The following is a 25,026-nucleotide window of genomic DNA, read 5'->3' as shown; positions in this document are numbered from 1 at the left end:
ATTTTCTGGTGTAAAGTCTTTCCGTTGGCTGACCATATCTATGGATTGATCAGAACCGGATTACGTTCAAGCAATCCATTGCCAAAGATATCCCTGGACGGAGAATCCTCCATATGAATATAACCGATGTAACAGCCACACTTCTTCATGCCACACGGCCGATCTGCGGCCAAAGCCTGCAAACCATCGCGGTATAGATGCCCAATAATTCGACGATCCTTATAACACCTTTTTACATGCCCTGACCCTTGCACATAAAATACCTCCGAACCAGCGGAACAGCGCTTGCCCAGACTCTCATAATCCCGCAGGTTCCCTTCAAACAGTGGGTCAACAGATCGTAAAAAGTCGACCTCTTCCAAACTGTAATATTGGGGTCGATCTTTAAATGCATTGATCCACATATACACGTCATCGGGTAAAGCCTGCCTCATCGATTCAATAGCAGGGAATGCACTGCGCAATCCAACGGTCCCCACACTAAAAGCAAGTCCCATCTCACGTAAAGTCAAACATTGTTTGACGAAGGAAGACTCCTTCGTCTCACGCGGGTGATAAGTCGCCCAGAATGCCGCTTTATCCCGATTTAATTCACGGGCCCAGTCCAGTTTGACAGACAGGTTGGTTTGGACTGCAATTTTGTCCACATGTGGCATATGGGATAGCTCAATCATCGCTTCCCGATACCAACGCCTTACCAGAGCTTCTCCATAAGGGTTAAAGAAAATCGAAAATTGATGTCCAGCACTCTCCTGATCCTTAACCCAATTCACAAATTGACGCAGTTGTTGTTCATCCACTTCCAGCGTCTCCTTGGAATCTACCGTTTTGCTAAACGGGCAGTATGGACAGTCGTAATTACAGGACGACAGCTTCCCCCGATAATACAAGGTTGCTCTCATGAGAACACAAATCCTTCCATTTGTTCACGAACCTCAGCGGATATGAGCCAATCTCCAATGGCATCCGAGTAGCCTAGTCCCTCTTCTGTCAGACGCAATACCTGGTTACCCTTATCGTCCCGCTCAAGCTCAGCCATGCCCTCAGACAACAGTTCACTCAACCATCCGTAGTCTGACAGGACTTCCGTCCCGAATCGCTGATCATAATCCGACAGCGCCAAACCTTCCCGATGCAGCAGGGCTTTCAGAATAAAGCGGCGCTTCTGCTCCTCCTCGCTGAGTACAATGCCGTAATCGGCCACATCATACCGCTCGGTTGCCACATAATCGGCGATGATGCTCTGTGTAGCCTTATAACTAACACCATACTTGGAAGCATAGTGTACTTCACGGGTATAAGAGCGTGCACCGCACCCCAGACCAACCATGCCTTCCTCCTGACAGCTGTAGGGTAGAAGCTCTTTGCTTGCAGAAGATGATTGTTCTTTGGCAAATCTGCGCATGGAATACTGGACATAGCCTCTGCTTTTTAAAGTCTCACGCGCAGCCTTGTACAGCTCCATCCGAATATCCGGTCCCTGACGCTGAATATCATCCGGTTTCACAATGGTATTCTCGCGGGTGTAGAGTGGGTAAATGAAAATCTCACCCGGTTCATATGAAAGGACACGTTCCAGCGAATACAGCCATGATTCCACCGTTTGTCCCGGCAAACCATAGATCAGATCCAGATTCAACAGAGGGAATTCATACCGTGTAAGCTTCTCAAGCGCGCGTTCCACTTCCTGTGGTTTCTGCGGACGGTAAATGGCCGAGGCTTCGGCTTCGATAAAGCTTTGGATGCCCATACTTACCCGGTCCACACTTCGCTCCTTCATGATTGCCAATTTGGCTTCTGTCACAGTATCCGGTGACGTTTCTACCGAGATCGAAGCTTGCGTTGGATCGAGCCCCATCACCTGTTCCGCAATATCGAACAAGCGGTTCAATTGAATCTCATTTAATAATGTGGGCGTCCCACCACCGATGGCAAACCTCGAATACGGTCTCCGTGATGTGAGTGGTGCCCACTGTTTGGCTTGCCGTTCCAGCGCATCCACATAACGCACATGGGTGTCATCACGACGATCCGGCAACGTAAACAGGTTGCAGAATCCGCAACGAGCGGCACAAAACGGAATGTGCATATATAAAAAATACGTATCGGTATTCTCACGTTCCCACAATGGACCGAGCGGTAAAGGCGGGTTCAACTCCCGATATGCGGTCTTGTGGGGATACGAATATAAATAAGAGCGATAGGGGGAAGCAAGCACTTCTCTGAGACCTCTAGCTGTATTGGAGCCGGACTGTGCGGAATGACCTGCTGTCGTATGTTGAGATTGATCGTCCATCGGTTTCCTCCCTGTATCCGGTTTGTTTTGTTGTTGTTGTTGATATGAATCATATGTTCTATAAAATAAATTCACGGTATGGCACATTCCAGACGACATCATGCGCGAGCCTATGCCCCTGATAGCCGTCCTCCCCATACGCCGTGCCATGATCGGAAAAAGCTAAACAAAACGTAGGCCGTGAACGCTGCCTCATTGCATCAAACAATGGTCCAAGAGCCTGGTCCACATACCGAAGGGCTGCTCGCTGTGTTTCTACGGAATCTTCTCTTGCACCCTCCACAAAATAGCGATTGGGCCCATGGATGGCAGACACATTCAGGAACAAAAACAGCTTCTCATCTGGTGCGCTTTGCTCCAGCAGCTTCAAGGCATGCCGAACCTGATGCTCTGTCGATTTAGGGTTGGTTACCCCAAAATTCATCCGCCAGTAGCTCTGCTGAAAATAACCCGGCAGCACTTTGGCAAGTGGATTTTTCTTGGTGAAGAAAATGACCCCGCCAATACAAATTGTACGGTATCCTTCAGCCGCCAAACCGGATACGATATCCGGTGTGTCGAACAGCCACGTATGCGGATGCGTCTTTAATCCGGTATTACGGGAATGAAAAAGTCGTACGTGTGAGGCTTTGTCCGTATTAGCAGGTGTAGGCATGAAGCCCCCAAAAAAAGCATGATGTGCCGCATAGGTAAAGCTTCCCGGAGTATGACGCTTCTCCCAAGGACCCGAACCGCACAGGTTGGGGCAATTCTGTTCCTCCAGCTTGGCCACGTCATACCTTAACGTGTCCAGCGTAATCATTAATAGATCATGGGAGCCTACGATGGTGTTCATATCAGTCATGGTTGTAAGGCTCCTTTCGCAAAAGTTCCATTTGCCATTCATAGGTTCCAAGCCCGTTATGCTGCACTCTGTACAATAAATCTCCGAACGGATTCACATCCAGAATATAAGCACGCGGCTCAGTACCTCCACTGAGCATCACATCAATCCCGGCTGACCATGAGTTAGGAAAGGCACCCATCGCTGCTTTTGCTGCCGTCTGAACCCTCTCCATCTGCTGTTCATCCAGTCCCGCTTCAGCGGGCAGCAACCGCTCATTACGCAAATGCAAATTGGTGATTGGTGTCTGACTTAGCCGTACGATGGCATGACCTGCTTGTCCACCTGCCACAAGCTGGCGAATATCAAACACGCTTGAACCAAGGGATGCTTTTGCCATCCAACGTTCAATCTGGGCACCTTCAGCACACAGCCAATCCATCAGCGCAGAAATCTCTGAAGTATGTGTGTACCTGCGCAACCGGCCTTCATTATAAAAAATGATCTTTTCCTGAATCCGTCCCATCCCCACAGTGGTTATCGCGATTTCGGCACCCGTTCGCGGATTATTTTGATAGGCAACAACGCCTGAAGCCCCGGAGCCACAAGCAAGTTTCACGAAAACACGATTCATACCCGCTGTTTTCATCGCTGTACGCAGGTCCGCATAATTGCGGATCGGCTCCGAAGATTGGAGCGTTGGGGGAACGTGAACGCCATGGACAGATAGATGCTGCTGGCATTTCCTTTTATCAAACATGATCGCAATGTCATGAGGATCATTCATGAACCGGGCACTAGGCCAATATTCCAGAGCTTCATGGCGAATTCGTTCCAAACAGGCCTTCCAGCCACGAAACCATTGGTTGGGCGCGTAAATCCGTCCCCACTCCTGTTCAAGAGTGAGTGTCTGTTCTGCCGGAATCATTCCCGTAGAAAGGCCCTCCGTTAAAGGTGATATATCATTCACAGCTCCAAGAAAGAGCAGCTCACGCTCTACCTCCCATTCCTCACCAGGGGCATCGATTCGAATAAGAGGTACACTATTCACTCTATGAACTGAATCATGATTCGCATATGACATCGACGACGCTGGTGAAGATATCCACGATGCTCCGTGCGTGTGCGTAGCCCCTCGCCCTTCCAGACATTGCTGTACAACATCCGCCATGGTTCCGCCCCGTCTCCAAGTCTGTAGCAAACGGGCATACGGCAGCACAAGTGCAGGTTGTAAGCCAATACGCTGTCTTGCCTCCTGTAAACCAAGGGTACGGCGATTATTCGGGTTTCCAATTAATAATAAGGGCTGCTCCAGATCCGAATTCTTAACTAGGCGTTGCAAATTTTCTTCCATGTCCGTCATGCCTGACATCATTTATTCCGTTAACGACGGGTAACGCCAGTCATCTTCATCACTCTGTTGCTGCTCGCTAACATCTACAGATACACCGGAACGTTTCCAGCGAATGAGCATTTCGTCCGTCATGTAGTGGTAACTAAGATTAAGATGTTTCAGTTTTTTGATCTTGTCACTGGCAAGCAGCGCCTCTGCCCCTTCATCAGACAACGTGCCCTCTGACAGATCCAGGATTTCAAGTTGATCCAGAATGGGCGCCTCAGCCGCAGCTTTCGCAATCTCATCCTGAATTTCACTGTCTTTCAGACCCAGGTAGACGAGCTTTGGAAATAAGCCCTGTTCCAAAAGTGGCAGCACATCTTCCAGTGAACCGTCGAAACCATAATCCTCCACACCCAGATACAGCTCAAGCTTACGCAATTCAGGCAGTTTAGCCCGGGCAATTGAAGCTAACAAGCTTTTGGGAAGACCACCGCAAATAATGATTAATTCTTCAAGCTTGGCATGTTCGATTGGTTCCAGACTTAGTCCGCTGCTGCCCTTCACTGTGAATGACTTCAATTCAGGAAAAGCAACCAATAGTGGGATGAGATCCGTCTGAATAATCCATGATACTTCGCATTCTTCAAAGCCCATATCTCCGATGAACAATTTCTTTAAAGATGGAAAGCTTGAAGCCAATCCGGTGAGTGTTCCTATGAATTCATCCGGCGAATTTTCATAAGCCTGTCCCCAGTCTCCAATAATCAGACTCTCCAGCGAACCCGCCTCCGGTTTGGCAGCCAGTTCTCTGATCAACGTTTCCATGCGAATACCGTTCTCATAATCATCATAAGACACCGTAAGCTTCACTTCTTGCATAAGCAAATCCCCTCCGTTTGAGTTCATTGATGATTCGTTAACTTGAATGTTAACCCATACGGTACAAGACTTGCAACTTCTTCCAACCTCGGTCCTAATGCGCTGCTCAAACGTGAAATCCCTATATTTTCTTTATAGGTATAAGAACGTACGTTCTTGTTTATTCACTGAAAAAAGCGGGATTTATTATGGGTCTCACGTACTGGCTTTATTTAAGATCGCTCACTCATACAAAAATAAAAAAACGCTAATGGTCGGTGAGTCATTCCACAGGAATGACTTTTACCTTCCACTAACGCTTTGATATTTAAGCAAGGCCATAATTCACCTTATACGTTCATAATCATATGAGCCGATTCGTTTGAATCTCAGCCTTTCAGACTGGATACGAGTGCTCTCAGGGCATGGCCCCGGTGACTGATCGCCTGCTTTTGCTCCAGCGTAAGCTCGGCCATTGTCATCTCGTATTCAGGCACGTAGAAGAGTGGATCGTATCCAAAACCGCCACCACCGGCTGCCTCAGCTGTGATCCAGCCTTCCACCGTGCCTTCTGATTCATACTTGTCTCCGGTTGCCGGGTCATACAGCACCAATGCACAGACGAAACTTGCTGGACTCAGAAGCGGTTGCTCCGTATCCTCACCGGATTTGAGCGATTCCAGCGCCTCAAGCAATTTTGCATTGTTCTTCGCATCGGTTGCGCCCTCGCCTGCATATCTCGCAGAATACACTCCAGGGTCACCGTCCAGCAGATCCACGCACAATCCCGAATCATCTGCCAGGACAGGTAGACCCAGAGCATCGCCCACCGCTTTGGCTTTCTTCCAGGCATTCTCTGCAAAGGTTACGCCATCCTCCACGACATCCGGCAGCTCCGGATAGTCGAACATGCTTTTGACCTCTTTGCCCAGCGGTGCGAATGCATGCGCGAATTCACGTACTTTCCCTGCATTACGGGTTGCGACAATGATAATTGGGCTATCCAGACTCATGTTAGGCTTCTCCTAATCCACGAGCACCAATCTTGAGTGCAATGGGACCGAGGACTTCTTTTTGACGCTCAATCATCTCCAGAATGCCCTGCTCACCCAGCTCCAGCATCGCGTTCAGCTCACGACGGTCAAAGGGTGCTTCTTCACCTGTTCCCTGAAGCTCCACATATTTCCCGCCGCCTGTCATCACGAGGTTCATGTCTACCTTGGCTTTGGAATCTTCATCATAGTTCAGATCCAGCACAGGCTGTTCTCCAACTACACCCACACTTACCGCTGCAATGAAATCCGTAATCGGGAATACTTGCAATTTATGCTGTTGGGCAATTTTGTTCACCGCGAGCGCCAGAGCTACAAACGAACCGGTAATGGACGTTGTGCGTGTACCTCCGTCGGCTTGAATGACATCACAGTCCAGTGTAATCGTACGTTCACCAAGCGCCTGCAAGTTAACAACCGAGCGCAGTGCCCGGCCAATCAGACGCTGAATTTCCATGGTGCGTCCAGTCAATTTGCCGCGGTTCGCTTCACGCTGATTACGGGTATGTGTTGCACGTGGCAGCATGGAGTATTCAGCTGTTACCCAGCCTTTACCCTGCCCTTTCATAAAGGGAGGAACACGTTCCTCCACCGTAGCTGTACAAATAACCTTGGTATCTCCCACTTCAATCAGTACAGAACCTTCGGCGTATTTATTCGTGTTAATTGTTAAATTCATCGGGCGCAGCTGGTCGCTGGTTCGTCCGTTAGATCTCATCATTTCTGCCTCCTACGACTTAAGCATCCTGTAATGTCGAGCTTGTTCACACTTTTACTAATCCCTTCTATATTACCAAAGAGTTCACTTAAAAGCATCCTGTCCCCCAAAGAGTTCTACCAACAGTAGGCTAAAACGCCTTTGTGACTTAAATTGGAATTTCATTGATATATTCAGGCTTCGATACGGGGGCACTGTAATCCTGATTATCATCACTCATGACTGTCTTTTGCCCATTCCATTCGATCTGGACTTTAGCTTCCTTGCCTGCCGTGTTCTCGGCCGTAGTCAATACGACGGATTGCAGCAGTTCACTTGGCACGACATCCCCCTCGGTGAACATGTCGTCTTTGAGCGCAACCGTTACGGTTCCATCCTCAGACGTTTTGACCGATTGCAGCTGCGTTCCACCTGTCATAACCTCTTCCAGCTCGCCGCCTTTGGCTGGTCCCTTGATCAGTTCATTCAACGCCGCCTGCACCCGGTCTCCACCTGGTGTCACAAGACGTGTAACCGGGACATAATATTGAATGCCTGCTGGCGAAGCGGCTGAGAAATAAACCGTTACCGGACTGCTGTTGGTCGTGAATGTATCACCCAAATCAAGATTAATGCCCACCGCCCGATTCAGCGGTTCCGGCAGCGGTGTGCTGTTTACTGGCATTTGCGTTAACTTTTTGCCGTCTACCCAAATCTGTACGTTCTGCACATCTGGTGTGCCGGTGAGAGTCCAGGTGACAGCCTCCAGCATTTTGCGCTCGTTCTTGGCATCATACTTGGCAAAATTGCCGGAGAACTCCACGACGGCCAGCTTGTCATCCGAATGAATCGTTACGTTCTGAACAACAGTGCCCTGCGGAAGAACACCCTGAAATCCTTCAGGCAGCATCCCTGCATATGGGCCACCCGTCACAAGTGTATCCAGAGCGGTCTTGGGACTGCTGACGTCCGTGCCCGACGGAAGCGTCATGGATACCGGAGCCAATAAACCTTGCTGGTCCTGCAGATACACGGTTGTAAGTGGCAGCTTGGCAAGTGATCCGTTGCCTTCGGCCGCCTGAATCATGGCCGCTTCCTGAATCGGCGGCGGTGGATCAATAGCCTCGGAGGACTGTGCCCCAAACATACCACATCCGGATAACACCACAGGAATACTCAACAGCGCAGCTGCAGAAGCTGTACGCAAATAACGGATCTTACTCATGATCACGTTCCCCCTCATCATTTTTACAGTTTGTACTACCATGTATACGAGCCTTTGCCCAAAAAATAACTACTTTTTAAACAAGCTCATCATGCATAAAACTGAAAACAGGCTTTCCATCCCCATCGAGGGATAGCAAAGAAACCCAAAACGGTTAATAACGTATTAGGATACAAGTGTAGGGACATTGCTAACTTCAGAGGAGGAATCGCCCATGGAACATCCGGAGCAAGAAAAAATCCCTTACAGCCTGAATAGCCGTAAAGTGGCAGAGGCAACGAGGGAATGGCTGCACAAGCGGGGCGTTACGATCCCTGAGATCGCAGAACTGGTCATGATGCTGCAGAATAAGTATTACCCAGGTCTTACGATGGAAGAATGTATCGACAATGTGGAGAAAGTATTACGCAAACGTGAGGTGCAGAACGCAGTCCTGACAGGTATTCAACTGGACTTGCTGGCAGAGCAAGGCTTACTCATTTCTCCTTTGCAGGAGATGATAGAAAATGATGAAGGATTATATGGCGTGGATGAGATTCTCGCATTCTCTATCGTCAACGTATACGGCAGTATCGGATTTACGAACTACGGTTATGTAGACAAGCTCAAACCCGGTGTGCTTGAACGTTTGAACGACAAGAGCCTTGGGCCTGTGCATACGTTTCTGGATGATATTGTGGGGGCTATCGCTTCAGCAGCCAGCAGCCGGATTGCGCATCGCAAACAATCGGAGCTTGAAGAAGCTTTGGGAGAAAAACCTGTCAGCGATGATATCGTATAATTTGCATGTGTAATAGGAGTTGGAAATGAACGAACAACGTACATTCAGTATTCAGATTTATTCTGATCATGACAAAAAGGCGGCCACAAAGGCCGCTTCTTTTGTATGGATTCATTTCTTTTGTAATACGCTATTTCAGATGCTCCTGTCTTCCCGCTCCCGCCAAACGATACACCTCTGCCCATTTCTGTTCAACTGCCGGCTTAGGCTGTACACGACTGGGTCCAATTGTAATTTCCGGGCCTTTGCGTTCTCGCAGCATCCCTCGAAGTACCGTAATACCAAGAATGCTCAAGCCAGTAAATACATACATCAGACGCATAAGCACATTGCCTGAATCAGAGCCGGTAACCATGCCATGGAACAGTAAACCGATGAATACAGGATAGGACAACATATGGAACATAAACCACCATTTGCGGCCAAGCTTGTTACGCAGATCACTGGATAGCAGAACGATTACCAAACCATAAAAGGATAATGTGCCCAGTCCGCTGCCGATCGGATGTACTGAAGCCGTAAACGGAATGAGCAGTTCACTCCATGCGAATGGGCTATAGTGATCAATATATAGGGTTAACGCATGCACAAGCCCAAGTCCAAAGGCGAGCCAGGTCGTTCGGGTATGCCATTTAAACATGGCCGCTTTGGGTTTGCCTTTAGCCATGGGCATGCCTTGAGCAATCCCCAGAAATACACCGGCAAAGAGCAGCAAATAAGCGGCGATTCCACTAATTCGAATGATATTCCACGTCGGCAGGTAATCTACAATCCATTGCGCCATAACCGGCTCCCCCATATCTGATAGACTTGTCGTTTATATAAGACTGAAGCGGTGATCCGGATCGAAACCAGGCCAGCGTTCAGCGAGCGTATCGGTATTTCCTCTAAAATAAGTGCTGCCATCCCGGGTCATCCACAGGACATCATGCCGGTCGTAATGACGGTTTAACCAGCCTACTGCCTCGGCACTTCCCAAAATACAGACGGTCTTGGCAATAGTCTCACATTGCGAAGCATGCTGGCCCAGAACGGTACACTGCAGCACATCCGTATCTGCTGGCTCCATCGTCCGGGGATCAATTAAGTGATGTAAAAGGCTTCCGTCCGCATTCTGCCACTGTCTTCGTACCACTCCTGAAGTGGCAACCGCACCTTTCCTCAACTGAATTCTCCCCATCAGATTACGCTCCTCCTGATAAGGATCGGTGACTTGCACGGACCACATCGGATGAAGTGTTGTCCCCCATGCCTGAATATCTCCACCTGCATTGATTAATCCGGCTGAAATATGAAGTGTACGTTGCAGCCAATCGGCAATACGCTCAACAGCCCAACCCTTAACAATGCCCCCAAGGTCCAGCTCAGTCCCAGGGTCCTTATGAACCATTCGGCTGCCTTCCCTTTGAATCCAACGTGGGCGGCTATAGTCATATTCGTCTCTCAGCATATCTGATCTATCCGATTGTTGGATGTCCAATCTGCGTTCGGTTCCAGATTGCTGAAGCTCTCTTTGTTGCAGCTGCTCGAAGCTGACATCGTAACCAGAAGCCCGCAGAGCCTGAGAAATACCTGGCTGAAAAATCCCTTCCGTCTGTCCAATATAACCGTATGCCAAACTTAACACTTCATCCATTGCTGCGGAGATGGGCATCCATCCTGTGCAACGATTCAGACGATTCAATTCACTGTCTGCCACAAATCGGCTGAAACGCTGTTCCTGCGCTTCGAACCAATTCTTCGCCAAGGCTGCCGCATGCTCAGCTTCTTCCCGTCCTGCGGCTAACTGAACTTCCACGTCCGTGTTCATTGCCCGGAAGCGGAACTTGAGGAGACGGGAGACTTGCTCCGTGCGGCTCATGATGCACCCGTGCGTGACTGATAGTTGCCACCGCTATATCCGGAGTCAGTATCCTGATTGCTGCTCTGATCTGTTATCCACCCGCCCGACGACCTGCCTTGATTCGGAACGGTAGTAGTGCTTCCATCCGTCGTTCCTTCATCCAGGCTATAGCCCTCATTGGACGCTGCATCGGAATTGTTATTTGTATTGTTCGTCCATTCATCCATGACATCATCCTGAGCATCTATCTGGGTAGAAGCTGTACTGCTTATATCGGTACCGTTAGCCGCCGCATAAGCGACATCAAAGGCATCAGAAGTTCTTACATATTGAAAGAGTGCAGCCACGGTCAACGTTGCTGCCGCTGAGGCTTGCCATTTTCTCCATTGATTTCGTTTTTTCCTAGTCATCGCTCTTCCCTGCTTTCTCTAGCGAAGTTCATGCATTTATCATAGAAGTGCTGCCTTAAAAGAAGATGAATGAACGGTTAAAAGAGACTAAAGCTTTCATTTATTGGAGTCGTTACACGCAAAAAAAAAAAGACTCTGAACAGGCAGTTCTCCTGGTCAAAGTCTTGTCATCCTAAGTATTTTCGATAAAAAAGTACACTCCGTCGGGCTGCTGCTCCTGTACAATATGCTCTCGTCGGATCAATTCTTGCAGATGCGCCAAAGTCTCACTCATCGCAAAACGAAGCTGATGTGTTCCCAATCGGTCACCAAACATAAACACACAGATATCATACGCACTCGTCGGTGCTTCGCGGATTCGCTCCATCATCTTCTGTAGGCGCTCTTCATGATGAGCGAGCAGATGAACCGTTCGATCGGCAAAATGACCAAACGGATTCCGATGCCCTGGATATGCCACTTCTACATCCAAAGCCCCCAGTCGATGCAGCCCTTCCATGTAAGATAATAAAGGTTGATCGTCACTTCTCGGCTGCAGGCTGATATTCGGTGAAATCTGCGGCAATACGGCATCTCCACACAAGATCTCCCTGGAGTCCGGCGCATAGAAGGATAGATGTCCTGGCGCGTGACCACCTGTTTCTACAGCACGCCACTTTTTCCCGCCCATAACCAACCATTCGCCATCTTCAATCGGTGTCACTACGGGAAGTGGCGTAATCTGTGAGATGAATCCCTCCATATGTTCACGGATCTGCTGCGTCTTTTCTTCCGGCATTCCATGGAGACTATAATATTCAGGCAAAACTGTATTTATAGTTGCCTCCGTTCCCCACATGTAATCCGCTTCCTGGCGGGATCGTGTGGACATTCGAACAGGCACACCCGTTTGCTGCTGTATCCAGCCGGACAACCCCAGATGATCGGGGTGATGGTGGGTCAGTACAATCTGACTAATATCCTGAAAAGTTAAATCTAAATCTGCGAGTGCTTCGTGCCACTCCTGTTCCGTCTCAGTACTGCGTGGTCCCGGGTCAACAATCGTTATTGTTCCATCCGGTTCATGTAGCACATAGCTGTTCACCCAGCGCAGTGGAAAAGCCATTGTAATCTTGACCCGATGCATGCCTGCTGGCATGGGAATGGATTCCGTTCGCTTCATTAATATTCTCCTCCAACTCTACTGCTCCGGCCGATGACCGACAAAAATCATCCGCGGCGATGTCTGCTCATCGTACTTCTCTTCATCATAACCGCCATGTACCTGATCCACCACGAGTCCTGCCTCGTGAAGCAGATCACGTAGTTGTTCGCGAGTGTACAGTTTGACGCGTTCCTGATAGATTCGTGGTTTTTGGCCCGATTCGGTATCGGTAATGTGAATTTCTTTTTTTACAAATCCATCCTGGATCTTGCGAAACTCCTCAATATTCTGTCCTTCGCTTTCACGTGTTGAATGCTGCACCAAATGACGAGTCACATAAGCCGTGTTCATGAAATCAATAATATAGCTGCCCCCCGGCTTGAGCATCCGATGAATGGCGCGTAACACTCTTAGTTGCTCCCCATCCTCTTGGAAATAACCAAATGAGGTAAACAGATTGACAACGGCGTCAAATCCGCCTTTCAGTGGAAGCTCACGCATATCGGCGTGATACCACTCAACACGATGTTCTGTGTCCATATTGCGTGCTTCACGCAGAAGCACATCAGACAGGTCGATTCCGGTTACCTGGAAACCAGCATCTGCAAGGGCCAGAGAATGTCGGCCCATACCACAGCACAGGTCAAGTACCTTGGACTTTGGCTGAAGCTTTAACCAATTGATCATTTTATGTACTTCCTGATATGCACCTTGCACATCCCGATGTTTGTACACAAGAAGGTAGTCTTCTCCAAAACTCTTTTCATACCATTCCGTCATTACGTATCGCCCTCCACATGGTCACTGGCCCAACTATCCGTAATACGCTGTTATACCAGCCGGATCATATCTCTATAGCTTTTAGCCATTGTACCGTCTTTATCCTTCAAACTCAAAAATTTCCAAGGATCGCCCACATTGAACGGCCGGAAACCACACGATATAATGTTAAACATAGTCAGGCCCATGCGAATCGGTTAACTATACATAGAAGATTGATACAGAAACACTATGGCATTTTCACTTCATAAACAACATGAGACGACTGAAACATAACGCTAACAAATGAAGCAGCAGGAGGTGTTATTTATGATTCGGATTGGACTTACAGGCTGGGGAGATCAGGAGGATTTGTACCCGAACCGTACCAAAGCAAAAGACAAGCTCCGTCTGTATGGACAATATTTTACCACTGTGGAGGTAGACAGTTCCTTCTACGCAGTACAACCTCGGGACCGGATGGCACGCTGGGCAGCGGAAACGCCTGAGTCCTTTGCTTTTATCGTCAAAGCCTATCAAGGGATGACCGGACATCTGCGGGGAAAACCCTATTTCACAAGCACCTCGGAGATGTACAAAGCTTTTCGCGAATCCCTGGAGCCTGTCATGGAAGCTGGCAAAATGCAAGCGGCCTTGTTCCAGTACCCGCCGTGGTTTGAATGCAATCGGGACAATGTCAATGAACTGCGAGAAGTGAAACTGAGAATGGAAGGCATCCCGTGTGCCCTCGAATTTCGTCATCGCAGCTGGTATGAAGAGGGCATGCGCGAACGAACGCTTGCATTTCTGAAGGAACAAGGCTGGATTCACAGCGTCTGTGATGAACCTCAGGCGGGGCCAGGATCTATCCCTATTGTACCCGAAGCTACCGATGCCGAGATGACGCTGGTGCGTATGCATGGGCGCAATGTATCAGGCTGGCATCAGAATGGTGCACCCAATTGGCGCGAGACCCGTTATCTCTATCGTTACAATCAGGAAGAGCTGCTGGAGTGGAAGGGTTATTTGGAGCAATTGCAGGAGCAGAGCAAAGATGTATATGTGATTTTCAACAACAACTCGGGCGGCGATGCCGCTGCCAATGCACAGATGATGATGGAGCTGCTGGAGCAGCCCGTAAAGCCCTTCCCTGACCGTACGGAGCCGGAGCAGGAAGAGGGACCAGAGCAATTGGAGCTGTTTTAACAACACGTTTAATTCGGAAGCTGAATGGAATATTTCCATTCATAACGAAAAAAGCGGTAAGCCCTTAAGGCTGTGCCGCTTTATTTGTCGTTAGGCTGTATGCAGATGCGCTCTCATAATTGCTGTACTAGCGTTGTGCAGCTGTATCCGCAGGATCGAGCGAAATCTGGCTCAGCTGCTGGTTCATTTTATATGCCTCAATCCCGGCCAGAAGCACAATGCCGATCCCGTGCGTATCGTTCAGAATCCATCCCAGATCGTCCCGGTAATAGAGTGCGGTAAAGGAGTAACCGGAACCCCGGCACACACCGTACACATTGCCTTTGTAATCAATGGACAGATGGGTCATGCCCTCCCATCCGTTGCGCACCGCATCCAGGTAGACCTCTGGCTGCTCCAGCCAGCCTTCACGAATACCGCGGGCATAGGCGTAGATGAACATTGACGTGCAGGAGGTTTCCTCATATGAATCCGGGCGGTTCAGCACCTGATGCCAGAGACCGTTTTCACCTTGCAGCGCCAGATACCCCTGACATAAATCCCGGTAGAAGCTCAGCAGTTCTGGCCGTTTGACGTGATCACTTGGCAGAATCGACAGTAGTTCGGTTAGCGAAAATAGAACCCATCCATTTCCGCGTCCCCATGGTATGCCCGTCGCCCGTCCACGCACAAAATCATACACATGGGACATGATCTGTTGCTCGGGAATATACAGATATTTGCGGAACATCAGGAACTGGTTGATTGCATCCTCCCAATAAGAAGTATCTCCCGTCAACTGGCCGTAACGCATCAGAAAAGGTGTGCTCATATACAGATCATCACACCACATCGTTTCCTGGCGCATCTCCCCGCTGCCACGAACACGGTAAAAGGCCCCGTCTTCCAGACGTTCCTGTTCATCCGTAATATAGCCCGCAATACGATCTGCGGTATCTTTACCTCCACGAATGTCGCCGAGTTCCATCGCTGCGAGCAGCGTAGATCCAAATGAACCGCAATCATCCAGACTGTCGATTGCAGACAACTGATTATTAATTCCCGCGGCGCCGTACCCTTCCCGATCCCACAGACCATAACGGTCAAACGATGTGCTCAGGCCGATATGGTCCCGCACATACTGAACATAGTCGTCACGTCCCAACTGCTGTCCAATCTGAAGAAGTCCAAGCAGGGTGACCCCGAGTGGATAATTCCATTTGCCATAGTGGGTATTTTCCAAATAGGGACGGACAATCGTTTCAGGAAGATCCACATGCCAGTATACGCCTTGGGCTCCATCATCAAATACAGTATCTGTTACCACAATATCTTGGGGAGATGGTTCAGAGCCTGAGGAAAATACACCCGTATACAGCCACGCATCGGGACATCCTGCAACCGGATGAGGTGGTCTTAATCTCCATCCGGTTGCAGTGGAATCCTTCGCATCTTCCAGTGTGAATCCCCACAACTCGCTCCCAGCCTTGGTTTCACCTTTCGCTACCAGATCAGATGGACCGTAGCGGCAAGGCAGTTCAATGCGGTAATTGCCGCTTTGCCCAGCGGAATATATCTCCTTGCCATCAACGTACAGGGTGAGAGCACCTTCATGTTTTCCTTGCAAAAGAACAGGTGACGATCCCGGTTGGATGACATCCAGTTTGGACCATGCGTACGCAACAGCAGGCTGCTCTGTCCCAAAGATTCTGGCGAAGGCTCCAGCGTTCTGTTCCCCTTCTATCCAGTCCCTGCGCGGATACCAGGACAGGCCCGTTTCTTCTTCAGTCATGCCATCACGAGGGAGTGATGATAAAGGTTCATCGACGGGTTCCGAGTACAGCCAGCCCTCCTGTCCTTGGCGGTTCACACCAGGTGTGAGGAAGTGAAGCGGAAAGTTTTTAAATGAGGCCGTTCCGTAGATCCCGCCGAATCCCACCTCTGTTTTTACAAAACAAAGCAACACATCGTTCCAGCCATATTTCACGGGAATCGGAATCTGGGTTCTGCGCTCGGGAAATAACTCCTGCAATAACTCGGATTTGAAAACCTCTTCTCCGTTCACATAGACCGTCACCGGACTATAACAGTTCAGTCCCGTATTTAACGTAGCCTCCTGCTGACTCCACAACTTGCCCCATACGTACACGTACTGTCCTGCACGAGCCTCTTTCCATTTGGCATCCAGATTCAGATCATAACGATAATCCCCTAGTCTGCGGAAGCCTCCACGGTGGTACGCTCGGAACAAAAAGGAGTGTTTCGGATGGTCCCCAATATAACGCTGTGCCACAGTAGTCAAAATATCCGGAATTGAATCATACACCTTGCCTGCAATCGCCTCGTTCTCATGAAAATAACGAATGATCATCAGCTCCCTTCCTATACCTTGATTCGTTTGGTTAGTCGCAATGTCTCGCCAGCCTTCACTTCAACCACCTGCTGATCCGCCGTAAACCAGACGGTGATCGCGGACGGATTGTGGATGATGGACCTATCTGCTGAACACTCCAGGCGTTTGAGCGCTTTCCAGTAAGCAATCACTTCAATGTTCGTTGCGTACCAGATATCATCCCGGCCACCAATCTGCTCAGCAAACTGCTCTATAATCTGCCAATTGTCGTTATCATTGAATTCATAGCTGTGACCCCATACATATAACAAGAGTGGCGTACCTGTCTTCGTATGCTGGATAAATCGTTCGGCATGGGCCGCCAAATCATGGTTGTGGTGGCAGGTTGGATGCCATTCGAGCGGCCGCTCAGGCAGTGTGTACCTGCCGTGGGATTCAACCGTGCGTGCATAATCGATGCCAAGCCATTCGAGCTTGGTGCTAAGTGAACGGTCATAACCTCCATTCGGATAGGCCATACCTCTTACCGGATAACCGACAAGCTGTTCCAGCGATCTCCGATCTTCCATAATCTCTTCGGTCAGCAGCTCATCCGGGACATAGGGCAATGTGGGATGGGTGACCGTATGTACAGCCACTTCATGCCCGGCATATAACTTCGCAACTTCTGTCGTCTCAATTCGACCTGGCTTGCTCAGGGTACCGGAATTCAGATTGAATGTGCCCCGCAGCCCATGTTGATTGAAAATTCCCACCAGTCTGCGATCATGCACCACACCATCGTCATAACTGAACGTCAAGGCCTTCATCACGCCACCTGGGTAGCGGTCAAACTGGATACGATGTCCCATCTTGTTCCTCCTCCCACTTCAATTGCTTTTTCCGGCTTTTCATTTTCCTTGTTGTAGAACAAGCAGATCAATGATCCTTCTACCTCCTTAAGGAATAAATCCGTTTATCTTGTGAGGTTTATTCTTCAGCTGATACATGACCAGCTTCCTGCAAACTGTGGCTGCCCGAGTCAAAATACGTACCTTCCAGCAGTCCCATTAATGTATTGGTTACTCGTACTTCAATATCGTTATCCCCTACTCGAAGCCAGGAGGCTTCTCCCGTCCAGCGATATGGAGACCAGCATCGAACGCCCAGACTGTAACCATTCACCCGTACTTCTACCACATCCTGCACCTGCCAGTTACTGAATTCCAGTTCAAAAGACGCGACCTCTTCAGCAGGCTGATCCACCCAGAAGCTTCGTTTGTAACTCATCTCTCCTGCAAAATGGGGATACAACGGCTGTGGCTCAGGCCCAATTCGGATCGACGTATCCGGCTCACGAACGAGAGAGACCATGCCTTCATGATGGAATTCCACACCAAACCGCCCTTGCAAATACAGCGGATCAACGATACCTTCTTCATCCCTCGTGACCTCTACGGTAACGATCATTTCATTCAGGCCACTGCGCAACAACTCAGTTATATTGCAGCCAATATTATGGTGATCGGTAATTTCAATCGGCTCAAATAGATCAGGTCCGATCGGTTGACCGTTGATTTCCATGGTCCAGTCACCTGATATCGCTGCCCTGTCCATGAATAACAGACATTCTGCCAATGCCGTTCTCAGCTCAAATGTAGTTGTATACTTGCACTGGATTGGATAGGCAACGGATGCTTTCTTCGGTGTGCCAAATACCTGATTAAACTGGAGCGGCAGATGATGGTTCTCCGACAATTCAGCCGCCTGATCAATAAAGGGCTTGACTGTAACATGATTACGTTCAAAAATTACACCGTTGTCATTGGAAGCTGTTACGTTGAACTGTCCCATTCGAAGTGTGTTGGACTGCACCGTTTCCAGTCGCCATGGCCCCTCCGCAGGAAGCTGAATCGTATAGGGTGCGTTCTCAGTCTCGGTAACTAAACGATCCGCTCCAGACTTCGTCCCTGTTTGGTTCAGAGCAAAATAATTCTCCTCTGATGCCTCTTGAGCATGTTGTAAAGTAAGCCTCACCACATGTGCTTCATAGGGAGCAAGCTTTAACGAAATGCACCATTCACCACCACTGCTGGTAAACGGCAATGATTCTCGCTGTCCGGTCTCCAGATCGAGCCGTTCCGCCAGCAGAGTTGTACCCGCAGAAAGATCAACATCCGTCCATAACCGCTTGGCTACCATTTTCAATTGCCCTTCAAGTTGTTGTCCTTCCTGGTTGGACAAAAAGATTATAAACGCTCCGTCCGATAATTGACGGGTCTGCATAAGCAGCGACGCACTTTCTTCTTCCATGATCCAACAGATCGGTTCGGGCAGTACCTGATCCAGCAGCAGGGAGATCAGTTCCAAGGAGAAGTCATCCCCGCGACCTGTTCCTGCAGGTAGAAAATAGGCATTCCCCTGTCCCTGCTGCCACATCAATTCGCTGCTCTCGTGACCTGTTTCTTCCGCATTGCCCCAATATGCCTCGTGCGGCTGGTTGCCTGCTCCAAAGAACTGAGCGGCCTCATTTCCTGCAGGGCTTCCGGGCTGGATGGCTACATGCGGAGGCATGCCTACCGATATGACCGTTCCCCCCTGTTCTACGAACAGCTTCACCTGCTGCCAGGCTGCTGCCTCCAGGTTCAGCATCGGTGGAAGAATCAGCACTTCATAACGTGCAACACCAATCTGAATTGTGCCCTCGGCAAGCACAGCTTCCGCTAACAGCTCGGGGTCCAGATGATCATAGTCACGTCTGTTTTCGAGCAGATGCGAGGTGATCCGCATCCAATCGTTCGTGAGACGGTCCAGCTTCGCCCGTTCTGCTTCGTCTTCTCCGCCATATTCGAACCCGTGTAACGGATTTCCCATCAGGCTCCAGAACGTGGTCGTTGGATCAAGCACGGCAATTCGAATGTCCGCTGTCCCGGTGCTCATCAGATAGCTTAAACGCCCCGCGTAATCTCCCAACTGCCGGAAATGACGCCAATACGGGTTCTGTATAAACTGGGATGGCGGTGCATCATGCTTGGCAAGTCCGCCGATGGTATAGAAAAAGGCGTGGAAATTAAAAAAGTTGGTGCCCATGGCTGCCATCCGGTCAATCATCCATTTGGCATCCTGTAAGGTCATCGACCAGCCTACACTGTGAAAACACTCAATCAGATTGCGGCTTCGTCCCAGCTGTCTGGCAAGCGAGCTGACCATCTTTGGATTGTCGCGCATCTTCTTGCCATACCGTTCCAGAATCCAGGATAAGGGGCGTCCGATTTTCTCATGCGCCGAATCTCCACCTGGCATATGGCTGAACAACTGCGTGGTCATCCGTACCCCGGGCACTTCTGCCGCATACTGAATCCCCGCTTCTTCGCACCAATCATGTACCTGTCTGTGATACGACTCCCTGAGAAGCAGATGCAGCGACTGGTAATAGTCATACCGGATTCGTTCTGCATCTGGAACATCGCCATGCAGCAGAGCAGGTAGAGACTCGATCAGACTGTAACCACAGCGTTCACTGAAATAGCCGGGAAGCTGTGGAGACCAGGGGATACGCCCAAGCGGCGCAATTTCATCGGAGAACATGCCTTTGATTACGCTTTCAAACTGTTCTCCAATTGCTTCCTTATACCGTTCGTGGGTCAGTTCAATAAAACGGCTCATCGCTTCCTTGTGACACGGATCTACAAAGTTGCCGTAATATTTGAAATCATCCATTTCTTCTTCCTGAAATATAATCACGTCCCATTCTCCAGCGGGAGCTTTCCACAACAAGCGAAAAGCCGTTCGGTATGTAAAAAACCGCTTGCGATTATACGACGTGAGTCCTGTCTCCTGATAGACCTGATCCGTCTGGATATTGCCGATGTTATTGCGCAAGTCAATGGACTCATGCCACAATCGTTTACCCTGCGCATCCTTGGGTATTGCCTTCGCCACTAGAATTCGACCCCACGGCAACTCATGATCCACTGTATCTCCGCCATGAACACGAATCTGCTGATGCACAAGCTGGCGCTGCTTCGCCTCGGGAAAATCAAGTGTCACCTCACCGCCAGCCATCCCGCTTGGATAGGGATACTCGTCATATAACCATACCTGCATACCGCAGGCAGCCGCCGCTTCCACTGCAATCCGTACCTTGTCAAACCATGCTTCTGACAGATAGGGAATCTCCAGCCCCTGACGTGGACAGATGAAAAAACCACCTACGCCCTGTGCAGACATTTCGGCTATTTGTCGTTTGATTTGCCCTTCTTCCATATCCCCATTCCAAAACCAAAAGGGATGAACCCGGTACTGCGCCTCGGGATTTTCAAATGCATCCCCGTTCCACATGTCGCTTCCTCCCTGTATGTGCAAGAGTGGTCGTCCATCTACCGATAACGTTCATTTAAGTTCAATTAGGTTTGTTTTGCATTGATTATACATCAAAATCTAAATACTGGAAGCTATAATTCACAAAAAAAGAGATGAAGATCGTTTTTTAAATAGCCTGAACTAACTAGGGATACACGGGAATGCCCGGCTGCCACCTTTGCACTACAAGAAAGGCTGCCGGGCTCTGGAACATCAATCTACTTCAGTGCAGCGTACAGCTCATTCACTTCTTTGACATAATCGTCGCCACCGCTGCTTTTCCACAGTGCTACAGCATCCTGGAAACCTTTTTCATCCATTTGCCCCACGATGAATTTGATACGGGCATCATTAATGATGTTATCCAGCTGTGGTCCTTTCTGGGCATACACATCGGAAATCAGCGGTTCGCCAGGATTGGCAATGACGATCTCCTCATTGGCTTTCTGCACCTGTGCAACCTTTTCGCGAACAGGTGTCTGCTGCACACGAAGTGTTTTGTCCTCTGGAATAAACATGAGGATCTGATTCAGACCCTGTACATCTCGCAGCGCCAGTTTGTCAGTAGTCGGAATGATGTAACCTTCTTTTTTCTCATACTGCTTGCCCTCCAGACCGTTCCCTAGCAATGCCTGCAATTCAGGTTCATTCAGCTGATCCAGGAAACTCAGTACCTTCTTCAAGTCTTCTTCCGTTTTGACACTGCTTTTGGAAATGGCAATCATGCCGGAATAGCCGGATGTTGGCATATCGCGCAATCCCTTTGGACCTTCCATTGCCTGAAGCACATCCACATGCCCAGTTGCTGACGGATCTTTCTCCAATATTTTCTGATCCATCCGCTGTGCGTTATCTGCTACATCCACCATTACGCCTGCTTGCCCGTTCACAAACGGATCGGACAACTTGGTTGCATCCATCACGGCAAAGTCCTTGTTGACCAAACCTTCGCTATAGATTTGACGGAAAAATTTCAGAGCTTCCATATACTCTGGTGTCTCATGCGCCGGTATCAAACCTCCGTTACCATCCTCGCCCCACTTGTTGGGTGCACCAAACCAAATCTGCATATTATCCCAAGGGCCGGTGAATTTGCTCGCCACCAGACCATAGGTATCGTCTTTACCGTTGCCGTCCGGGTCGTCCTTCGTGAACGCTTTCAATACGTTGTAGAACTCATCAATGGTCTTTGGCTCTTCCAGACCAAGCTTCTCCAGCCAATCCTTGCGGATCGTGACACCGTTACGTCCGAGAGCACGTGCGCGGTAGATGCCATAGGTTTTGCCATCGATGGAAGCATTATTGGTGATAATTTCATTCATCTGGCTCAGGTTCGGATAGTCTTTCAAATAAGGTCCAAGCTCCCAGAAAGCTCCAGTACGAGCCGCATTAATGAAACTTGGGGACTTGCCCAGCACAACCATAACATCGGGCAGCTTGCCCGAGGCCAGTGTGATATTGAATTTGTCCTCATAGGAGCTACTTGGTACCCATTGCAGATTCACATCCATCTTGGTCAATTCCTCAAGCTTCTGAATCACAGGACTGTTATCCGGCGGATTCTCCGCTTCAAAGTTCGGAAGCATGATCGTGATCTGATCCGTGCCACCCGCAGCTGTTCCTGAACCTGCTTTGTCCGTGGAGCAAGCTCCCAGAATCGTACTCAATACCAATGATGCAGAGAGTAGCAATGCGCCTTTTTTGAATCCCGTCTTTTGTCCCATACGTTCTCCCCCTTGGCTTTAGCCTTTGATTGAACCTAACATGACACCCTTGGCAAAATGCTTCTGCAAAAACGGATATACCAGCAAAATCGGGATGGTACCAACCACAATGACCGCCATTTTAATGGACTGCTCCGGTGGCTGTACAAAATTGGGGTCCATGTTTGCCATATCTCCGACACTGGCCTGTGAGAGCAGAACGATCTGTCTCAGCATGACTTGCAATGGCCATTTGTCACTGTCGGAAATGTACAGGAGTGCCGAGAAAAAGTTGTTCCAGTGCCCTACGGCGTAGAACAACGCAAAGGTGGCAATCACCGGTTTCGACAATGGCAGAACAATTCGCCACAGTACCCCAAGATCCGAACAGCCGTCGATGCGGGCCGCTTCCTCCAGCCCTGGCGGCATTTGTTGAAAAAAGTTTTTGACAACAATTAAGTTAAAAGCGCTGATCGCGCCAGGAAGCATGAGGGCCCAGTAGGAATCCAGAAGTCCAAGTCCACGAATGACGAGATAGGTCGGGATCATCCCGCCGCCGAACAACATGGAGAAAATCACCATGTTCATCATGACATTTCGGCCCCAGAAGTCACTTCGGGACAGTGGGTAAGCCATCGTCAGTGTGAAGAAGAGATTGACCAATGTACCTGCAACCGTAACAAATATCGAAACCCCTATACTGCGGAAGATGGTGGACGAGGAAAAAATATACTCATACGCACTGAACGAAAACACCTTCGGAATAAGGAAAAAATGGCGTTCGGTAATCTCGGCTTCGGTCGCGAATGAATTTCCTATAATATACAGGAAAGGAAGGACGGTTAATATGCCCAGAATCCCCAGCATGACGTAATTGAAAATATCAAATACTCTGCCGGCAGGGCTGTTGTATAGACGGCTGTTCATGGGCAATTTCCTCCTTATCGATGGATGACGAACATGCTCTTAATAGATTCCGGGATGTCCGAATTTCTTGGCCAGTTTGTTGCTGCCCAGCACCAGAATAATTCCGACAACCGACTTGAATAACCCGACCGCGGTACTGTAACTGAATGCACCTTGCGTAATCCCGACGGTGTATACATACGTATCAAATACATCTGCCACATCACGATTCAGCGAGTTGGTCATCAGATAGATCTGTTCAAAACCGGTATCCAGAAAGTTCCCCAGCCTGAGAATGAGCAAGATAACAATGGTCGTGCGAATCGCTGGAAGCGTGATGTGCCACATGCGCCGTAATCGACCTGCACCATCCACAATCGAAGCCTCATACTGCTCTGTATCCACACCTGCCAGTGCTGCAAGGAAGATAATTGTTCCCCAGCCCATCTCTTTCCACATCATCTGAACAATAATGAGCGGACGGAATGACCCCGGACTCGCCAATACATCGATCGGTTTGCCTGTGATCCAGGAGATCAGGTCATATAATACCCCACCTTGCGGAGTCAGGAATACATAAGTGATACTTGCGATAATGACCATGGATACAAAGTGAGGTACATAGACCAGTGTCTGAATCGTTCTTTTGAAGAAAGCGACCCGGATTTCATTGAGTAACAAAGCGATGATAATCGGTGCCGGGAAAAAGAATATAAGATCATATAGGGCAAGGACGAGCGTATTCCTCAGCAATCGGAAGAAATCCGGATTGGAGAAGAAATTCGTAAAGTTCTCCATGCCCACCCATTGACTGTCGCGAATGCCCAGAAAAGGCTGATAATCCTGGAAGGCAATAACGATCCCCCACATGGGCAAGTATTTAAAAATGACAAAGTACAAAAATCCGGGAAGCAAAAGCACGTACAGCCATTTATTTCGTTTGATCTGCCTCTTCCAGTTGGACTCCCGCTTCATGGGCAATGCGGCGATTTCCACCTGAGCTGCTGTAGCGCCAGTTCCATTCCAGTCCGTCTTCCCGTTCATAATGTCTCCCCTCCCTGTTTATGTAAGCGTTATCAATCGACCTGTTATTCAGACTATACAGCTGCCCTGTTTCCGGCAACCTTCATTTTTTGCATGGTTGCGCAAAGTGGTCCGAAAGCCCGCTATAACGCCATTCCTTCTTCAATTTGGATATATTTTGGCAAAGGTTATTGCACATTTTTGCAGCATTATCCTTCTTTGTTTCCGAGGTAAAACATGAAAAACCGGAGTCCCATGAAGCGGGATTCCGGTCAATGATGAAGTCTT

21 protein-coding genes are annotated in these 25,026 nt (G+C 49.2%); 2 read left to right on the top strand and 19 right to left on the bottom strand.

What is annotated here, in order from left to right:
- Positions 1–38: 38 nt before the first annotated feature.
- The 8 genes from BMW94_RS23180 to BMW94_RS23145 all read right to left on the bottom strand — a co-directional run bounded on the left by BMW94_RS23180 (position 39) and on the right by BMW94_RS23145 (position 8,290).
- Positions 39–902 carry an STM4011 family radical SAM protein gene (locus BMW94_RS23180; protein WP_091001215.1) on the bottom strand — a complete coding sequence of 288 codons (864 nt, stop codon included), beginning with the start codon at positions 900–902 and terminating at the stop codon, positions 39–41.
- Complete coding sequence (locus BMW94_RS23175; RefSeq protein ID WP_091001214.1) at positions 899–2,296, bottom strand: STM4012 family radical SAM protein; 1,398 nt, start codon at positions 2,294–2,296, stop codon at positions 899–901. The genes BMW94_RS23180 and BMW94_RS23175 overlap by 4 nt, the downstream gene beginning before the upstream one ends.
- 58 nt (positions 2,297–2,354) lie before the next feature.
- Positions 2,355–3,140: an STM4013/SEN3800 family hydrolase gene (locus BMW94_RS23170; protein ID WP_091001213.1), complete on the bottom strand. Its 786-nt coding sequence runs from the start codon at positions 3,138–3,140 to the stop codon at positions 2,355–2,357.
- On the bottom strand, positions 3,133–4,482 hold the full coding sequence (locus BMW94_RS23165; protein ID WP_254790334.1) for an STM4014 family protein: 1,350 nt from the start codon (positions 4,480–4,482) through the stop codon (positions 3,133–3,135). The genes BMW94_RS23170 and BMW94_RS23165 overlap by 8 nt, the downstream gene beginning before the upstream one ends.
- A 12-nt stretch (positions 4,483–4,494) precedes the next feature.
- Complete coding sequence (locus BMW94_RS23160; RefSeq protein WP_091001212.1) at positions 4,495–5,337, bottom strand: STM4015 family protein; 843 nt, start codon at positions 5,335–5,337, stop codon at positions 4,495–4,497.
- 368 nt (positions 5,338–5,705) lie between these two features.
- On the bottom strand, positions 5,706–6,329 hold the full coding sequence (locus BMW94_RS23155; RefSeq protein ID WP_091001211.1) for an XTP/dITP diphosphatase: 624 nt from the start codon (positions 6,327–6,329) through the stop codon (positions 5,706–5,708).
- Between the two features lies 1 nt (position 6,330).
- Positions 6,331–7,089, bottom strand: a complete 759-nt coding sequence (rph, locus tag BMW94_RS23150) for a ribonuclease PH (RefSeq protein WP_053783129.1) — start codon at positions 7,087–7,089, stop codon at positions 6,331–6,333.
- Between the two features lie 145 nt (positions 7,090–7,234).
- The gene (locus tag BMW94_RS23145; RefSeq protein WP_091001210.1) at positions 7,235–8,290 is read right to left on the bottom strand and encodes a GerMN domain-containing protein; all 1,056 of its coding nucleotides are present in this window, start codon (positions 8,288–8,290) and stop codon (positions 7,235–7,237) included.
- A gap of 214 nt (positions 8,291–8,504) precedes the next feature.
- On the opposite strand from BMW94_RS23145, the gene BMW94_RS23140 reads away from it, so the two are divergent.
- A complete protein-coding gene (locus BMW94_RS23140) occupies positions 8,505–9,071 on the top strand; it encodes a phosphatidylglycerophosphatase A family protein (RefSeq protein ID WP_063566698.1) in 567 nt (188 codons plus the stop codon).
- 130 nt (positions 9,072–9,201) lie between these two features.
- Here BMW94_RS23140 and BMW94_RS23135 read toward each other — a convergent pair whose 3' ends face one another.
- The 5 genes from BMW94_RS23135 to BMW94_RS23115 form a co-directional block, all read right to left on the bottom strand.
- Complete coding sequence (locus tag BMW94_RS23135; RefSeq protein ID WP_175480824.1) at positions 9,202–9,855, bottom strand: ferric reductase-like transmembrane domain-containing protein; 654 nt, start codon at positions 9,853–9,855, stop codon at positions 9,202–9,204.
- Between the two features lie 33 nt (positions 9,856–9,888).
- Positions 9,889–10,932 carry an FAD:protein FMN transferase gene (locus BMW94_RS23130; protein WP_091001208.1) on the bottom strand — a complete coding sequence of 348 codons (1,044 nt, stop codon included), beginning with the start codon at positions 10,930–10,932 and terminating at the stop codon, positions 9,889–9,891.
- Positions 10,929–11,324 (bottom strand): hypothetical protein, encoded by a 396-nt coding sequence (locus BMW94_RS23125; RefSeq protein ID WP_091001207.1) that lies wholly within the window; start codon positions 11,322–11,324, stop codon positions 10,929–10,931. Before BMW94_RS23125 ends, BMW94_RS23130 begins: the two co-directional genes overlap by 4 nt.
- Before the next feature lie 172 nt (positions 11,325–11,496).
- Entirely contained in the window at positions 11,497–12,486 is a 990-nt protein-coding gene (locus tag BMW94_RS23120; RefSeq protein ID WP_091001206.1) for an MBL fold metallo-hydrolase, read from the bottom strand.
- An 18-nt stretch (positions 12,487–12,504) separates the two neighbouring features.
- On the bottom strand, positions 12,505–13,248 hold the full coding sequence (locus tag BMW94_RS23115; protein WP_090954604.1) for a class I SAM-dependent methyltransferase: 744 nt from the start codon (positions 13,246–13,248) through the stop codon (positions 12,505–12,507).
- A 309-nt stretch (positions 13,249–13,557) separates the two neighbouring features.
- Between BMW94_RS23115 and BMW94_RS23110 the strand changes: the two genes are divergently transcribed.
- Positions 13,558–14,433: a DUF72 domain-containing protein gene (locus tag BMW94_RS23110; protein ID WP_063566692.1), complete on the top strand. Its 876-nt coding sequence runs from the start codon at positions 13,558–13,560 to the stop codon at positions 14,431–14,433.
- A gap of 127 nt (positions 14,434–14,560) precedes the next feature.
- On the opposite strand, the gene BMW94_RS23105 is transcribed toward BMW94_RS23110, so the two are convergent.
- The 6 genes from BMW94_RS23105 to BMW94_RS23080 form a co-directional block, all read right to left on the bottom strand.
- Positions 14,561–16,783 carry a glycoside hydrolase family 88/105 protein gene (locus tag BMW94_RS23105; protein WP_254790333.1) on the bottom strand — a complete coding sequence of 741 codons (2,223 nt, stop codon included), beginning with the start codon at positions 16,781–16,783 and terminating at the stop codon, positions 14,561–14,563.
- An 11-nt stretch (positions 16,784–16,794) separates the two neighbouring features.
- On the bottom strand, positions 16,795–17,616 hold the full coding sequence (locus BMW94_RS23100) for a polysaccharide deacetylase family protein (RefSeq protein ID WP_091001205.1): 822 nt from the start codon (positions 17,614–17,616) through the stop codon (positions 16,795–16,797).
- A gap of 118 nt (positions 17,617–17,734) precedes the next feature.
- Positions 17,735–21,085, bottom strand: coding sequence for a glycosyl hydrolase (locus BMW94_RS23095; protein ID WP_091001204.1), 3,351 nt, complete (start codon positions 21,083–21,085; stop codon positions 17,735–17,737).
- A gap of 239 nt (positions 21,086–21,324) precedes the next feature.
- Positions 21,325–22,830 (bottom strand): extracellular solute-binding protein, encoded by a 1,506-nt coding sequence (locus BMW94_RS23090; protein ID WP_091001203.1) that lies wholly within the window; start codon positions 22,828–22,830, stop codon positions 21,325–21,327.
- 18 nt (positions 22,831–22,848) lie between these two features.
- The gene (locus tag BMW94_RS23085; protein WP_091001202.1) at positions 22,849–23,736 is read right to left on the bottom strand and encodes a carbohydrate ABC transporter permease; all 888 of its coding nucleotides are present in this window, start codon (positions 23,734–23,736) and stop codon (positions 22,849–22,851) included.
- A gap of 39 nt (positions 23,737–23,775) precedes the next feature.
- A complete protein-coding gene (locus BMW94_RS23080; protein ID WP_254790337.1) occupies positions 23,776–24,690 on the bottom strand; it encodes an ABC transporter permease in 915 nt (304 codons plus the stop codon).
- Between the last annotated feature and the right edge of the window lie 336 nt (positions 24,691–25,026).

It is taken from the genome of Paenibacillus sp. OK003, from assembly GCF_900109515.1.
Lineage (GTDB): Bacteria > Bacillota > Bacilli > Paenibacillales > Paenibacillaceae > Paenibacillus > Paenibacillus marchantiae.
The sequence above is the reverse complement of the archived record's forward strand: the minus strand, read 5'-3'. Positions and strand labels throughout refer to the sequence as shown.